This window comes from Roseomonas rosulenta (genome assembly GCF_016106005.1).
In the GTDB taxonomy this organism is placed as follows: domain Bacteria; phylum Pseudomonadota; class Alphaproteobacteria; order Acetobacterales; family Acetobacteraceae; genus Neoroseomonas; species Neoroseomonas rosulenta.
Genome location: NZ_JACADR010000106.1, coordinates 1 through 14,140 on the forward strand (window position 1 = coordinate 1; position 14,140 = coordinate 14,140).

Annotated in this window: 17 protein-coding genes; 15 read left to right on the forward strand and 2 right to left on the reverse strand. The window is 71.5% G+C overall.

What is annotated here, in order from left to right:
* The 8 genes from infB to HW578_RS13930 form a co-directional block, all read left to right on the forward strand.
* Positions 1 to 2,097 (forward strand): translation initiation factor IF-2 (infB, locus tag HW578_RS13895; protein ID WP_198371144.1); only part of this gene is annotated, 2,097 nt, incomplete at its 5' end.
* Between the two features lie 160 nt (positions 2,098 to 2,257).
* The gene (gene rbfA / locus HW578_RS13900; protein ID WP_198371145.1) at positions 2,258 to 2,671 is read left to right on the forward strand and encodes a 30S ribosome-binding factor RbfA; all 414 of its coding nucleotides are present in this window, start codon (positions 2,258 to 2,260) and stop codon (positions 2,669 to 2,671) included.
* Positions 2,668 to 3,057 carry an acyl-CoA thioesterase gene (locus tag HW578_RS13905; protein WP_198371146.1) on the forward strand — a complete coding sequence of 130 codons (390 nt, stop codon included), beginning with the start codon at positions 2,668 to 2,670 and terminating at the stop codon, positions 3,055 to 3,057. The genes rbfA and HW578_RS13905 overlap by 4 nt, the downstream gene beginning before the upstream one ends.
* A 54-nt stretch (positions 3,058 to 3,111) precedes the next feature.
* Positions 3,112 to 4,140 (forward strand): tRNA pseudouridine(55) synthase TruB, encoded by a 1,029-nt coding sequence (gene truB, locus HW578_RS13910; protein ID WP_198371147.1) that lies wholly within the window; start codon positions 3,112 to 3,114, stop codon positions 4,138 to 4,140.
* Positions 4,141 to 4,144: 4 nt separating this feature from the next.
* Positions 4,145 to 4,414: a 30S ribosomal protein S15 gene (gene rpsO / locus HW578_RS13915; RefSeq protein WP_198371148.1), complete on the forward strand. Its 270-nt coding sequence runs from the start codon at positions 4,145 to 4,147 to the stop codon at positions 4,412 to 4,414.
* Between the two features lie 113 nt (positions 4,415 to 4,527).
* The gene (proC, locus tag HW578_RS13920) at positions 4,528 to 5,340 is read left to right on the forward strand and encodes a pyrroline-5-carboxylate reductase (RefSeq protein WP_198371149.1); all 813 of its coding nucleotides are present in this window, start codon (positions 4,528 to 4,530) and stop codon (positions 5,338 to 5,340) included.
* Positions 5,341 to 5,365: 25 nt separating this feature from the next.
* Positions 5,366 to 5,983 (forward strand): TetR family transcriptional regulator, encoded by a 618-nt coding sequence (locus tag HW578_RS13925; RefSeq protein ID WP_198371150.1) that lies wholly within the window; start codon positions 5,366 to 5,368, stop codon positions 5,981 to 5,983.
* A gap of 264 nt (positions 5,984 to 6,247) precedes the next feature.
* Positions 6,248 to 6,694, forward strand: a complete 447-nt coding sequence (locus HW578_RS13930) for a phasin family protein (protein WP_198371151.1) — start codon at positions 6,248 to 6,250, stop codon at positions 6,692 to 6,694.
* A gap of 13 nt (positions 6,695 to 6,707) precedes the next feature.
* Here the strand turns inward: HW578_RS13930 and HW578_RS13935 are convergent, their stop codons facing one another.
* Positions 6,708 to 7,199: a type IV secretion protein Rhs gene (locus tag HW578_RS13935; protein WP_198371152.1), complete on the reverse strand. Its 492-nt coding sequence runs from the start codon at positions 7,197 to 7,199 to the stop codon at positions 6,708 to 6,710.
* Positions 7,200 to 7,379: 180 nt separating this feature from the next.
* On the opposite strand from HW578_RS13935, the gene HW578_RS13940 reads away from it, so the two are divergent.
* The 7 genes from HW578_RS13940 (at position 7,380) to HW578_RS13970 (ending at position 11,991) form a co-directional block, all read left to right on the forward strand.
* Positions 7,380 to 8,312: a ribose-phosphate pyrophosphokinase gene (locus HW578_RS13940; protein ID WP_198371153.1), complete on the forward strand. Its 933-nt coding sequence runs from the start codon at positions 7,380 to 7,382 to the stop codon at positions 8,310 to 8,312.
* Entirely contained in the window at positions 8,309 to 8,917 is a 609-nt protein-coding gene (locus tag HW578_RS13945) for a class I SAM-dependent methyltransferase (RefSeq protein WP_198371154.1), read from the forward strand. The genes HW578_RS13940 and HW578_RS13945 overlap by 4 nt, the downstream gene beginning before the upstream one ends.
* Before the next feature lie 225 nt (positions 8,918 to 9,142).
* On the forward strand, positions 9,143 to 9,760 hold the full coding sequence (locus HW578_RS13950; protein ID WP_198371155.1) for a glutathione S-transferase family protein: 618 nt from the start codon (positions 9,143 to 9,145) through the stop codon (positions 9,758 to 9,760).
* Positions 9,760 to 10,383 (forward strand): glutathione S-transferase family protein, encoded by a 624-nt coding sequence (locus HW578_RS13955; RefSeq protein ID WP_198371160.1) that lies wholly within the window; start codon positions 9,760 to 9,762, stop codon positions 10,381 to 10,383. Before HW578_RS13950 ends, HW578_RS13955 begins: the two co-directional genes overlap by 1 nt.
* Positions 10,380 to 10,769 carry a RidA family protein gene (locus HW578_RS28230; RefSeq protein WP_198371156.1) on the forward strand — a complete coding sequence of 130 codons (390 nt, stop codon included), beginning with the start codon at positions 10,380 to 10,382 and terminating at the stop codon, positions 10,767 to 10,769. Before HW578_RS13955 ends, HW578_RS28230 begins: the two co-directional genes overlap by 4 nt.
* Positions 10,766 to 11,413: a glutathione S-transferase family protein gene (locus HW578_RS13965; RefSeq protein WP_198371157.1), complete on the forward strand. Its 648-nt coding sequence runs from the start codon at positions 10,766 to 10,768 to the stop codon at positions 11,411 to 11,413. The genes HW578_RS28230 and HW578_RS13965 overlap by 4 nt, the downstream gene beginning before the upstream one ends.
* Positions 11,410 to 11,991 carry a histidine phosphatase family protein gene (locus HW578_RS13970; RefSeq protein ID WP_198371158.1) on the forward strand — a complete coding sequence of 194 codons (582 nt, stop codon included), beginning with the start codon at positions 11,410 to 11,412 and terminating at the stop codon, positions 11,989 to 11,991. Before HW578_RS13965 ends, HW578_RS13970 begins: the two co-directional genes overlap by 4 nt.
* Here the strand turns inward: HW578_RS13970 and HW578_RS13975 are convergent.
* Positions 11,957 to 14,140 (reverse strand): DUF2339 domain-containing protein (locus HW578_RS13975; protein ID WP_198371159.1); only part of this gene is annotated, 2,184 nt, incomplete at its 5' end. The two genes, HW578_RS13970 and HW578_RS13975, sit on opposite strands and share 35 nt — an antisense overlap.

Genomic DNA, 14,140 nt, shown 5'->3' on the forward strand with positions numbered 1-14,140 from the left:
CCTGCCGCCGCCCCCGCGGCGCGCAAGCCGGAGGAGACGCCCGCCGCGCGGCTGACGCTGAAGGCGCGCTCGCCCTCCGATGACGAGGATGAGGGTCGCCGCGCCCCGCTGCGCCGCGCCGGCGGCCCGCCGGGTGCGCCTGGCCGCCGGCCCATGCCGGTGCCGGTCAAGAAGGCCGCACCCACCACCGACCGCCGCCGCGACAGCCGCATCGACGTGCAGGCCGCGATCGAGGGCGAGGACGAGCGCAGCCGCTCCATCGCCTCCCTGCGGCGCGCACGCGACCGCGAGCGCCGGCAGCAGGAACTGCAGCGCCTGCGGTCCGGCACGGAACGCGTGGTGCGCGACGTGGTGGTGCCGGAAGCGATCACCGTTCAGGAACTGGCGAACCGCATGGCCGCGCGTGGCGGCGAGGTGGTGAAGGCGCTGTTCCGCATGGGCGTGATGGCGACGCTGACGCAGTCCATCGACGCCGACACCGCTGAACTGGTGGTGCAGGAATTCGGGCACCGCGTGAAGCGCGTGAGCGAAGCCGATGTCGAGGTCGGCCTGGAAGGTGCCGAGGACACCGACACCGACATGGTGGCGCGCCCGCCGGTGGTGACCATCATGGGCCATGTGGACCACGGCAAGACATCGCTGCTGGACGCGCTGCGCAAGACCGACGTGGTCGCGCACGAGGCCGGCGGCATCACCCAGCATATCGGCGCCTACCAGATCACGGTGCCCGACGGGACGCGCGTGACCTTCATCGACACGCCGGGCCACGAGGCCTTCACGGCCATGCGTGCCCGCGGCGCTTCGGTGACCGACATGGTGGTGCTGGTGGTGGCGGCCGATGACGGCGTGATGCCCCAGACCATCGAGGCGATCCGCCATGCGCGTGCGGCCCAGGTGCCGATCATCGTGGCGGTCAACAAGATCGACAAGCCGGGCGTGAAGCCCGAGCGCGTGAAGCAGGAACTGCTGCAGCACGAGATCGTGGTCGAGAGCCTGGGCGGCGAGACGCAGGAGATCGAGGTCTCGGCGACGCAGAAGATCAATCTCGACAAGCTGCTGGAAGCGATCTCGCTGCAGGCCGAAGTGCTGGACCTGAAGGCGAACCCGGATCGCGCGGCGGAAGGCACGGTCATCGAATCCAAGCTCGATCGCGGGCGCGGGCCGGTGGCGACCGTGCTGGTGCAGAAGGGCACGCTGAAGCAGGGCGACATCGTGGTGGCCGGCGCCGAATGGGGCCGCGTGCGTGCCATGCTCGACGACAAGGCGCGCCAGGTGAAGGAAGCCGGCCCGTCCCTGCCGGTCGAGATCCTGGGGCTTTCGGGCGTGCCCTCGGCCGGCGAGAACTTCATCGCGGTCGAGAACGAGGCGCGCGCGCGCGAGGTCAGCGAATTCCGCCAGCGCAAGCTGCGCGAGAAGGCGACCGCCGCGATCGGCGCGGGCCGCGGCAACCTGACCGACATGCTGGCCCGCATCCAGGCGGGCGAGCAGAAGGAAGTGGCCGTCGTGGTCAAGGCCGACGTGCAGGGCTCCGCCGAGGCGATCGGCGTGACGCTCGGCAAGCTCGGCAACGACGAGGTGAAGGTGCGCGTGCTGCACTCCGCAGTGGGGCAGATCACGGAATCCGACATCCAGCTGGCCAAGGCGTCCGACGCCGTGATCGTGGCCTTCAACGTCCGCGCAACGTCGCAGGCGCGCGACCTGGCGAGCCGCGAAGGCGTGGACATCCGCTACTACTCGATCATCTACGAGGTCGCCGACGACATCGAGAAGCTCTACAAGGGCAAGCTCGCGCCGGTGCAGCGCGAGAAGTTCCTGGGCTACGCGCAGATCCTGCAGGTCTTCGATGTCAAGAAGATCGGCAAGGTTGCCGGCTGCCGCATCACCGAGGGCGTGGTCAAGCGCGGCTCGGGCGTGCGCCTGCTGCGCGACGGCGTGGTGATCCACCAGGGCGAACTGTCCACCCTCAAGCGCTTCAAGGACGACGTCCGCGAGGTGGGCAACGGCCTCGAATGCGGCATGTCCTTCGCGAACTACGACGACATCCGCGTGGGCGACCAGATCGAGTGCTTCGAGGTTGAAACCGTGGCGGCGGCGTAGTTTTCTTCGCCCTCAAGCGCCGGGCGCGCGCATCCGCGCGCTTGGCTTTCGCGCCCGGCACCGGTGCGCCCCGCGCGGTTGATGGTCTGGGCGCGGTCGCGCTTTGCGCTCCCGGCGCACCTGCGGTGCGCCGCTGGGTTCAGGCGGTGAGGTAGGTTTCATGAGCAAGCACCACCACCACGGCAACGCCGAAGGCCCCTCCCAGCGCCAGCTGCGCGTCGCCGAGGAGATCCGCCACGCGCTGTCGGGCATCTTCGCGCGCGAGGAATTCCGCGACCCCGACCTGCACGACCTGCGCGTGACGGTGACGGAAGTGCGCGCCTCCCCCGACCTCAAGCACATGACCGCCTTCGTCTCGGCGCTGGGCAAGGAGCTGAACAAGGACCAACTGGCCGCGCTCAAGCGCGTCTCGTCCTTCCTGCGGCGCGAGATCGCGAGATCCGTCCGCCTGCGCTACGCGCCCGACCTGCATTTCCAGCCGGACACTGCGCTCGACTACGCCATGCACATCAACGACGTGATGCAGCGCCCCGAGGTGCAGCGAGACCTGGCGCCGAAGAAGACCGAGGAATGACCGCGCCCGATGACCAGCCGCAGGTCCGCGTCATCGCCATGCCGGCCGATGCCAACCCGGCGGGGGACATCTTCGGCGGCTGGCTGATGGCCCATATGGACCAGGCTGGCGCCTCGGTGGCGCTGCGCCGCGCGCGCGGCCGCGTCGCCACCGTCGCGGTCGAGGCCATGACCTTCCATCTGCCCGTGCGCGTGGGCGACGAGGTCAGCCTGTACGGCCGCCTGCTCGGCGTGGGGCGCACCTCCATCCGCGTGCATGTCGAGGCCTGGCGGCGCGACCGCACGATCGAGGACGCCGCACGCGTGACGGAGGCCACCTTCACCTTCGTCGCCCTGGACGAGGCCGGGCGGCCGCGCCCCGTGCCCGCCGACGGCAGCGCGCCCTGACGGCACCGCGCGCGCCGGCCCTTCTCGCACCCGAACCGAAGAACACCGCACCAGATGGCCCATCACCGCCACCGCAAGCCGAAGGGCCGTCCGCTCGACGGCTGGCTGATCATCGACAAGCCGACGGGCATCGGGTCCACCGATGTCGTCGCCATCTGCAAGCGCGCTTTCCAGGCGCAGAAATGCGGCCATGGCGGCACGCTCGATCCGCTCGCCACCGGCGTGCTGCCCATCGCCTTCGGCGCCGCCACCAAGACCGTGCCCTACGTCATGGACGGCACGAAGCAGTACCGCTTCACGCTGAAGCTGGGCGAGGCGCGGGACTCCGACGATGCCGACGGCAATCTCATCGGCACCTCCGATGTCCGCCCGACCGACGAGCAGATCCGCGCCGCGCTGCCCGCCTTCATCGGCGACATCCTGCAGGTCCCGCCGATCTATTCCGCCATCAAGATCGCCGGCGAACGGGCCTATGACCTGGCGCGGGCGGGCGAGGCAGTGGAACTGGCCCCGCGCCCCGCGCGCGTCGATCGCTTCGAGCTCATCGAGCGCCCCGACGCCGACACCGCCATCTTCTTCGTGGAGTCCGGCAAGGGCGTGTACATGCGCTCGCTGGCGCGCGACATCGCCAAGGCCTGCGGCACGCTCGGGCACATCGCCGCCCTGCGCCGCATGCGGGTCGGCCCCTTCCACGAGAAGGACGCGGTTCCGCTGGACAGGATCGCCGTTTCCGGCGATACCCCGCCCCCTTCCCCGGACCTGCTGCTTCCGGTGACGACCGCGCTGGCCGACATCCCGGCGCTGGCCCTCACCGAGGCCGAGGCCGCCCGCCTGTCCTTCGGCCAGCCCATCCCGCTGGTCGAATTGATGGGCCGGGTTCCGCGCGAGGCCAACCCCGATGGGGGCCTGGCCAGGGCGATGGCGGGGGGGCGCCTGATGGGTCTCGCCCGCTTCGAGGACGGCTTGCTGAAGCCGGAACGGTGGCTGGACCAGGGTGGTTCCGAGGCCCAACGGCGCCCCCGCGGCGCCGCGCCGGCCAACACCATTGCCGAAGGGGAAAACCCCGGCCAACACGAAGGATAACCCGATGTCGATCACTGCCGAACGCCGCCAGGCGGTCATCAAGGACTACGCGACCGGCCCCAACGACACGGGCAGCCCCGAGGTGCAGGTCGCCATCCTGTCGGAGCGCATCTCCAACCTGACCGAGCACCTCAAGACCCACGCGAAGGACTTCCATTCGCGCCGCGGCCTGCTGGTGCTGGTCGGCCAGCGCCGTGGCCTGCTCGACTACCTGAAGCGCAAGGACCAGAAGCGCTACGAGACCCTGATCGGCCGGCTGAACCTGCGCCGCTGATCGCGCCCGGGGGAGGCGCGCCTCCCCCGGCCCCGGCTCGGCCGCAACCCTGCGGCCACGCCGCTGCACCGGGCGGCCTTGCGGCCCGCCCGCCGCGGCGCCACGCTGCCCCGATGACCGAGACTCTCCCCGACCTCCTCCTCATCGGCTGCGGCAAGATGGGCGGCGCCATGCTGTCCGGTTGGCTGGAACGCGGCCTGTCGCGCGCCATCGTGGTCGAACCGCATGCCCCGGCAGCGGCGGATTTTGCGCATCGCGCCACCATCATCCCCGATGCCACCGCCATCCCCGCAGATTTCGCGCCTGGGGCGGTGGTCTTCGCCATCAAGCCGCAGGAGGCGCCGGCGACACTGCCGGCCTATGCGCGCTTCACCGCGGGCGGGGCGCTGTTCGTCTCGATCATGGCAGGCCGCTCGGTCGCCTCGATGCGGGCCGCGCTGGGCGAGGACGCGGCGCTGGTCCGCGCGATGCCCAATACGCCCGCCGCGGTGCGCCAGGGCTTCACCGCCGCCTATGCCGCGCCTGGCGTGACCGCCGCGCAGAAATCCCTGGCCGATGCCCTGCTCCAGGCGGTGGGCGAGGTCGCCTGGGTCGAGGACGAGGACCAGATCAACCCCGTCACCGCGGTGTCCGGCGGCGGCCCCGCCTATGTCTTCCTGCTGGCCGAGGTGATGGAGAAGGCGGCCATCGAACAGGGCCTGCCGCCCGACATGGCGCGACGCATGGCGCGCGCCACGGTCGCCGGCTCCGGCGCGCTGCTGGCCGCCAGCACGCAGGATGCGGCCGAGCTGCGCCGCGCCGTCACCAGCCCCAAGGGCACCACCGAACGCGCCCTCGCGGTGCTGATGGACCCGCAGGCCTGGCCCGCCGCGATGTCGAAGGCGATCCAGGCCGCCACCGATCGCGCGCGGGAACTGGCGGGCTGAGCCTGTCGCCCCATATGCTGCGGCCATGAGCGAGATTGACGACGACGCATTGGTGGCCGCGCTGTGGCGGGTGATCGCAACCCATGGCTGGCCGGGCCTGACCATGGGGCGGCTTGCCGCCGAATCCGGCGTGCCGCTGGCCACGCTGCGCGATCGATTCCCGAGCCGGCTCGACGTGCTGATCCTGCACGGGCGGCGGGTGGACCATGCGGTCCTGGCGGGCACCGTGCCCGGCCAGGGCGGCGCGGCGCGGGACCGGCTGTTCGACGTGCTGATGCGCCGGCTCGATGCCATGCAGCCGCATCGCGTGGGCATCCTGCGCTTCCTGCGCGACATGCGGCGCGACCCTTCGCTGGCCGCGCTTCTCGGCCCGCAGCTCTCGCTGTCGATGCGCTGGATGCTGGATGCCGCGGAGATCGAGGGCAGCGGCGGGCGCCGCCGCGCCATCTCGCTCGGCCTGGTGGGCGTATGGCTCGCGACCGTGCGCGCCTGGGCCGAGGACGAGAGCGAGGACCTCGGCAGCACCATGGCTGCGCTGGACCGGGCCCTGGATCGCGCCGAGCAGATCGCGCGCACCCTACGCCTGCTGCCCGTGGCCGAGGCGCTGCCGGAGGCCGATCCGGACCTCTCGCCCGACACCTGACACCCCGCCCGCGCACACAGTTTCACCTTTGTGCCTTTCGGGCGCCTCGCGGGCCGTTTGCGCGGCCGCTGGCTTCGCGGCACCTGCCGCGCGCGGCCTGTCGGGCCGCAGGTGGGAACCTCGTGCGCCGGGTAGGGGATACCGTTCGAGACAGCGCCTGATGGCGCATTCTACGCTTCGCCGCCCGCCCGCTTTGTGCGATATCCCCGCCGCGCCGTTTCTGTTGTAGTCTTTCGCAGACGCGAGAGAAAAGGGGTGTGCGCAATGTCTGACCGTTTCGGCTTCAAGCCCGATATGGACATCTTCAAGATGTTCTCGGACTTCAAGATGCCGGCCATGCCGAACGTCATGCCGGACATGGAAGCGCTGGCCGCCGCCCAGCGCAAGAACATCGAGGCCTTCTCGGCGGCCAATCGGGTGGCGCTCGAAGGCGCTCAGGCCGTCGCGCGCCGCCACATGGAGATCCTGCAGGCCTCGGTCGCCGAGATGACCGAGGCGATGAAGGGCTTCGCCTCCGCCGAGGCGCCGCAGGACAAGGCCGCCAAGCAGGCCGAGCTGGCCAAGTCCACATACGAGAAGGCGGTGGCGAACCTGCAGGAGTTGGCCGACCTAATCCAGCGTTCGAACAGCGAGGCGATCGGCCTGCTGAACAAGCGCTTCGCCGAGGCGATGGACGAGGTGAAGGGCATCGTCGCCAAGCACGGCGGCTGACGCCGGCGCGCGGTCACCGGGTCGGCGCGGGCCCGGTGCCGCGGCCGACCAGGCGGCCCTGCGCGTCGTAGCGGCGCCAGGCGTCGCCGCTACGCTCGATCCGGCCCTGGCTGCGGCCGGAAGCATCATAGAGACGGCCTGTGCCGCCCGACCAATCGGTGCGGCCAATCGCGCGACCCGAGGAATCGTAATGCCGCAGCGTGTCGCCGCTGCGTTCCGTGCGCCCGAGGGTGCGCCCGCTGCTGTCGTAGTGGCGCGTGGTGTCGCCGCGGCTCTCGGACCGGCCGACCAGGCGGCCCGAGGCGTCGTAGTGCCGATCCTGGCCGGGCGTCGCCTCGGTTCGCCCGACGCTGCGGCCCGCGGCGTCGTATTCGCGCCCTGTGTTCTGCGCGAGCGCCGGCTGCGCCAGGGCCAGGCCTGCCAGCAGCGCGGCGGCCAGGCTGGTCCGGCGCGCCGCCCGCCTGGCGTTCCGGTCGGGCGTGTTGCAGGATGACTCGCTCCACATCGGTGAATCCTTTCCGCTTCCGTCTCCGTCGCGAGTCGCCGGGCGCTGCGCCATGTACGCGTAGCATGGCGCCGCTTCCGGGCACGGATAGGGCAGGCTGATTTACACATCACCGTCACGTTGCTACGAACCCGCGCCCCCCGACCCGCCCGCGCCTGTGGCGCCCGGAGCCCCACGGCCATGAAGATCGTCGCCTGCAACAGCAACCGCCCCCTGGCCGAGGCTGTCGCCGCCGCCTGCGGGATCCCGCTGACCAATGCCTCGGTCCGCCGCTTCGCCGACCTCGAGGTATTCGTCGAGATCCACGAGAATGTCCGCGGCGAGGATGTCTTCGTGGTGCAGTCCACCTCGTATCCCGCCAACGACAATCTGATGGAGCTGCTGATCACGCTGGATGCGCTCAAGCGCGGTTCGGCGCGGCGCATCACGGCGGTGATCCCGTATTTCGGCTATGCGCGGCAGGACAGGAAGTCGGGCCCGCGCACGCCGATCAGCGCCAAGCTGGTAGCGAACCTGATCACCACCGCCGGCGCCGACCGCGTGCTGACCATGGATCTGCATGCCGCGCAGATCCAGGGCTTCTTCGACATTCCCGTGGACAACCTCTTCGCCGCGCCGCTGTTCGCGCGCGACATCCAGGAGCGCCTGGCAGGGCGCGAGCTGATGGTGGTCAGCCCGGATGTCGGCGGCGTGGTGCGCGCGCGCGCCATTGCCGCGCGGCTCGGCGTGGATCTCGCCATCATCGACAAACGCCGCCCGCGCGCCGGCGTGTCGGAAGTGATGAACGTGATCGGCGAGGTGGAAGGGCGCCACTGCCTACTGGTGGACGACATCGTCGATTCCGGTGGCACGCTGTGCAACGCGGCCGAGGCCCTGCTGAAGAACGGCGCGCAGTCGGTCGGCGTCTATGTGACGCACGGCGTCTTCTCGGGCGGCGCGGTGGCGCGCATCGGCGCGGCGCCGATCGAGACGATGACCGTGACCGATTCCATCCAGGCGACGGAAGCGGTGCGCATCTCGCGCAACATCCGCCAGCTCACCATCGCCCCGCTGCTCGCCGAGGCGATGAAGCGCATCAGCGAGGAATCCTCGGTCTCCTCGCTGTTCAATTGAGCGACGAGGAGGCCGGCAGGATCGTCGGCCTCTACCGCCGCCACGCCCGGGCCTGGGCCGTCGCGCGCGGAACCGAACCCGGCGTCGAACGTGGCTGGCTGGCGCGCTTCGCGGCGTTGTTGCCGGCGGGCGGCATGGTACTCGACCTCGGCTGCGGGCCGGGGCGGCCGGTCGCGGCGCATCTCGCCGGGCTCGGCCATGCCGTGACGGGCGTCGATTCGTCGCCCGAGATGATCGCCATGGCGCGGGACGCCCTGCCGGGTCAGGACTGGATCGTGGCGGACATGCGCGCCCTCGCGCTCGGCCGTCGCTTCGACGGCATCCTGGCCTGGGACAGTTTCTTCCACCTGCGCCACGACGACCAGCGGGCGATGTTCCCGGTCTTCGCCGCACACGCCGCGCCAGGTGCCACACTGATGTTCACCTCGGGGCCCGCGCAGGGCATCGCGATGGGAACCCTCGGCGGGGAGCCGCTGTTCCATGCCAGCCTCGATCCGGCGGAATACCGGGCATTGCTGGCCACGCACGGCTTCGCGGTGCTGGGCCACGCCGCGGAGGACCCCGATTGCGGCGGGCATACCGTCTGGCTCGCGCGCCTCGGCTGAGACACCGTTTGAGAATGCCGGCCCCGGGCTGCTCACCCGCCCGGTCACCCATCCAGGATACTGTCGTTGGGTGGCCGGGTGGGGGATCGGGCCGGCGCCGCACTGCAGAATGCGCCGCGCGGCGCATTCCCAAACGGTCTCTGAGCCCGCCTTGCCAAGCCCCCGCCTCCGGAGGATTGTCCGGCGACCCGCCTGGACGGCGGCGGAACGGAAGGACGATCGTCCATGAAGCTCTACTATTCCCCCGGCGCCTGCTCGGTCGGCATCCATGTCCTGCTCGAGGAGACCGGCGCGCCCTATGAGGCGGTGCTCGTGAACCTGCGCGAAGGCGCGCAGTTCAAGCCGGAATTCACCGGCGTGAACCCGAAGTCGAAGGTGCCGACGCTCGAGCGCGACGACGGCAGCGTGCTGACGGAATACCCCGCCATCGCCTTCTGGCTCGCCTCCCGCTTCCCCACCGCCGGGCTCATGCCAATGGGCATGGATGCGCAGGCGCGTGCGCTGGAATGCACCGACTACTGCGTCGCGACCATGCACATGCAGGGTTTCTCGCGCATGTTCCGCCCGGCCAATTTCGCGCCCAACGAGGCCGACCACGACGCGGTGAAGGCGCGCGGCGCCGAGATCTTCAGCAAGGGCCTGGCGCTGATGGACAAGGCGCTCGAGGGCAAGGACTGGCTGGTCGGCACCTATTCCTTCGCCGATTCCGCGCTGTTCTATGTCTCGTTCTGGTGGAACGCGCGCCTGCAGAAGGACCTGCCGGCGAATGTGGCGGGGCATTACGCCCGCATGAAGGCGCGCGGGGCGGTGCAGCGGGTGATGACGGCCGAAGGCCTCGCGTGATGCGCTTCTTCTACGCGCCCAACGCGTGTTCCATCGGCATCCACGTGGTGCTGGAGGAGATCGGAAAGCCCTACGAACCGGCCCCGCTCGACTTCAGGAACAACGCGCAATACGAGCCCGCCTACGTCGCCATCAACCCGAAGTCGAAGGTCCCGGCGCTGCTCCGTGACGACGGCACGCTGCTGACCGAATACCCGGTGATCGCGATGTGGCTGGCGCGCACCAACCCCGAGGCGGGGCTCGTGCCGGCCGACCTCGAAGGCCAGACGCGCTGCGCCGAGTTCCTGGACTACGTCTGCGGCACGGTGCATCCGCAGGCCTTCACGCGGCAGTCGCGCCCGAACCGCTTCGCCCTGCGCGCCGAGGACGAGCCCGCCATCGTCGCCCAGGGGCGCGAACTGGCGGTGAAGTACATGAACGTCATCGAGGCCGGCTGGCGCGGCGAGACCTGGGTGCTGCCCTCGGGCTACTCCATCGCGGACAGCGCGCTGTTCTTCATCGAGCACTGGGCGGCGCGGCGCTTCAACATCCCGCTGCCGCCGCATCTCGATGCGCATTTCAAGGCCATGCTGGCGCGGCCGGCCGTACGCCGCACGCTGGAGCTCGAGGGCCTGCCCACGTGACCTTCGACATCATCGGCCATCCCGCGCCGAACGAGGCGCGGCCCTTCAGCCGCGCCACGCGCGCGGGCGGGCTGGTCTTCGTCTCGGGTCATTCGGCGCCGCACGACCCGGCGCTCGGCATCCATCGCGGTGCCACGGCTGCGGAGCAGACGCGTCAGGCGCTGGCGATGGTCGCGTCCATCCTGCGCGATGCCGGTACGTCGCTCGACCGCGCGGTGCAGGTGACCATGCTGATCACAGACCCGGCCGACTACGCCGAGTGCAACGCCGAATACGTGAAGCATTTTCCGGGCGGCCTGCCGGCGCGCCACACCGCGCGCTTCGGCGTACCCACCGAGGCGAAGGTCGCCTTTGCCTGCATCGCATTGGCGGGAGACGACACATGAGCAAGCCCATCCTCTGGACCTCGACCAGGACCAGCGGGACCATCGTGCATTCGATGGCCGCGGTCTCCGGTCTCGACATCGATGTCCGCTTCATCAGCCTGCGCGCCGGCGACCACAAGGCGCCGGACTACCTCACCATCAACCCCAAGGGCGAGGTCGCGGCGCTGCAGCTGCCGGATGCCGGCGTGACCATCACCGAGATCCCGGCCATGGCCTTCTGGCTGGCCGAGGCCGCGCCGGACTCCGGCCTGCTGCCGCGCGATGCGATCGGACGGGCGAAGGGCATGGAATGGCTGTGCTGGTGCCATTTCCGCATGGCGAACGTGTTCATGCCCGCCTTCCAGTCCAGGCTGCTGACCGGCGGCGACGAGGCAGCGGCCGACGTGGTGCGCGCCGCCGCCGCGCCCCGAGCGCGCGACGCGCTGGCCTTCGCGGATGCGGCGCTGGCAAAGATGGCGAACGGCACGCTGCTCGGCACCGCGCAGGTCTCGGCGCCGGACATCTTCCTCGGCTCCCTGCTGCGCTTCGCCACCTTCCTCGGCGCCGCCACCGATGACCTGCCGCATGCGACGGCGCTGGCGGCAAAGGTCGCCGCGCATCCCGCCATCATCGCCGCCCTGGCCCGCGAACAGGAGATCGGATGACGATCGCGCTCACCCCCACGCCCTTCTGGTTCCTGCGCCACGGCGAGACCGACTGGAATGCCGAGGGCCGCAGCCAGGGGCATACCGACATCCCGCTCAACACCGTGGGGCTGGCGCAGGCGCACCGCGCCGCCCTTGCCATGGTGGATCGCGGGATCGCGACGATCGTCGCCTCGCCGCTGTCGCGCGCGCTGCGCACGGCCGAGATCGTGGCCGAGGCACTGAACCTTCCGGTCGCGACCGATCCGGGCCTGATGGAGGTCGGCTTCGGCACCGAGGAAGGCAAGCCGATGGGCGACTGGTACGACGACTGGATCGCCGGCACCTACACGCCCGAGGGCGCCGAGACCTTCGCCGCGCTGCACGACCGGGCGGTCGCCGCGATCAACCGCGCGACCGCCCGGCCCGGCCCGGTGCTGGTGGTGGCCCATGGCGCGCTGTTCCGCGCGCTGCGCCTCGCCCTGGGCCACGAGCCGAATGTCCGCACGCCAAACGCGCTGCCGATCTGGTGCGCCCCGCCGGCGACGGGGCGCGTCTGGGAGGTCACGCCGGCGGCGCTGCCCCACCTGCCGGCGTAGCGGGCGCCGTCACGACGAAGCGCCGGTAGATCGCCCCCAGCGCGATCAGCGCGAGGCCGAGCCCGAGGAACGACAGCACGCGCCACAGCCCGACCAGCGCCCCCATGTCGAACAGGAAGACCTTGAGCGTGGTCAGCGCGATCACGCCCAGCGCCGCCAGCCGGATCTCCTTGCGCCCGCTGCGGATGCCGATGGCCAGCAGCAGCGCGCCCAGCAGCAGCCAGGCGCCGGAATAGGCGTACATCTCGGCCTCGGTGATCGCCGCCCAGCCGATCTCGGTGGGGTGGAAGGCGCGGCGAACCTCCAGCGTCACCCAGGCGAAGCCCGAGACCAGCGCATAGGCCGAGAGCGCCTGCGCCAGGCCCTGCGGCACCCGCGCCTCGGGTGCGCGTGCCACCGCCATCGCCACCAGCAGCGCCGGCAGCGCATAGGCCGGCAGCAGCGCGTTCAGCAGCAGCGGGCCGGCGATATCCTCGCCCACCGTCCAGGGGTTGTTGGCCAGCAGCACGAGACCGAGCACCAGCCCCGCAGCCCCCGCCGCCCGCGCGGCCCAGAGCATCGCCACGCGCCCGCCGCGGCGGTGCGCCAGCAGCGCCAGCCAGGCGCAGGCGAACAGCGCGCTGGCCTGCAGCGCGGCTTCGAGGAAGCTCCAGCCTCCGGCGCCGATCACACCGCCCTGCGCCCAGTGGCGGATCTCCAGCAGCACCAGTAGCGTGGCGAACAGCGCCGCGCCGCATTCCAGCAGGCGCACGACGCGCCCGTCGCTGCGCGCGAGGAAGATGCGCGACGCCCACCAGAAGCAGGCCGCCGGCACGCCATAGGCCAGCAGCAGCCCGTTCAGCAGCGGCCAGCCGCCCCAGTCGTAGCCGAGCACGAAGTGGTTCGCCGCGAGCCGCACCAGCACCACCGCCGCCACCGCCGCCGCCACCCGCCGCAGCGGATCGAGCGCGAACCGCTGCGCGATCATCGCCAGCGGCGGCAGGAAGATCGCCACCGCCAGGGTCAGCCACTGGTCGCGCAGCACCATCGCCACACCGAGTGCCAGCGCCGCCGTGGCCCCCGCGGCATGCGCACCCGCGCGCCCGGCATCGCCCGCGCGCAGCCCGCGCGCCGTTCCCCCGACATGCACGGCCGCCAGCGCGCAGGCCAACAGCGCCCAGGTCGGATCGGTGGCAAGCCCGCGCACCCGCGCATAGGCTACCAGCAGCGTCAGCACCGGCACCGTGGCCGCGAGGCCGGCCCACGGCATGCCCCCCCGCGTCTCCAGCGCCAGCCCCGCCAGCAGGTGCAGCACCGCGAAGGCCGCGCAGAGCGCCAGGAAGCGGGTCAGCGCCTCCGGCACCCAGGCGCCGGGCAGGATCGCCTGGACGGCGCCCTCGATGGTCACGCGCTCGCCGGTGGGGGTCCAGGCGGGCACCACCCACACGAGCAGCGCGACCAGGCCGAGCGCCGCGGCGATCCAGGGCAGTCGCAACAGCAGCGGCTCGCGCCGCGCGGCCAGGATCGCGACCGGCGCCAGCATCAGCATACCGAGCGGCGGGGCGATGTCGGTATCCCCGAAGGTCACCGGCAATAGCGCCAGGCCCAGGGCGACCGGCGGCACATGCGCCAGCGCGCGGCCGAGCCGCGTGCCCAGTGCCTCGCGCGGCAGCAGCAGCAGGAAGGTCGCGGCGGCGACCGGCACGAAGGCGGCCGGCGCCCGGAGCTCGCCCGGCTGCGCCACAACCGTGCCGACCAGCACCCACAGCGCCCCCGCCACCACCGCGCACCAGCCGAGCCAGCCCCAGGCAGTGGCGCGCACCACCGCCATGGCTGCCGCGACCACCACCACCAGGTAGGCGGACAGCCCCGCCAACGACGGGTCTTCGGTGGCGACCAGCGCGGGGGTGAGGAAGGCGCCGGCCAGGCCTACCGCCGCCACAAGCGGGCCGCGCCGCAGCGACAGCAGCAGGCCGAAGACGCCTGCGGCCGCCATCAGCACGAAGCCCACCACCGGCGGCAGCAGCCCGTACATCACGGCGGCGGCGTAGGCGGCGCCGAACAGCGCGGCCACGCCGCCGGCGGCCAGCGCGGCCGGGGCGAGGTCCGGCAGGCCGCCCCCTCTGGCGGGGCGGCGGGCCAGCCATTCGCCGGCCACCACGAGTGCCAC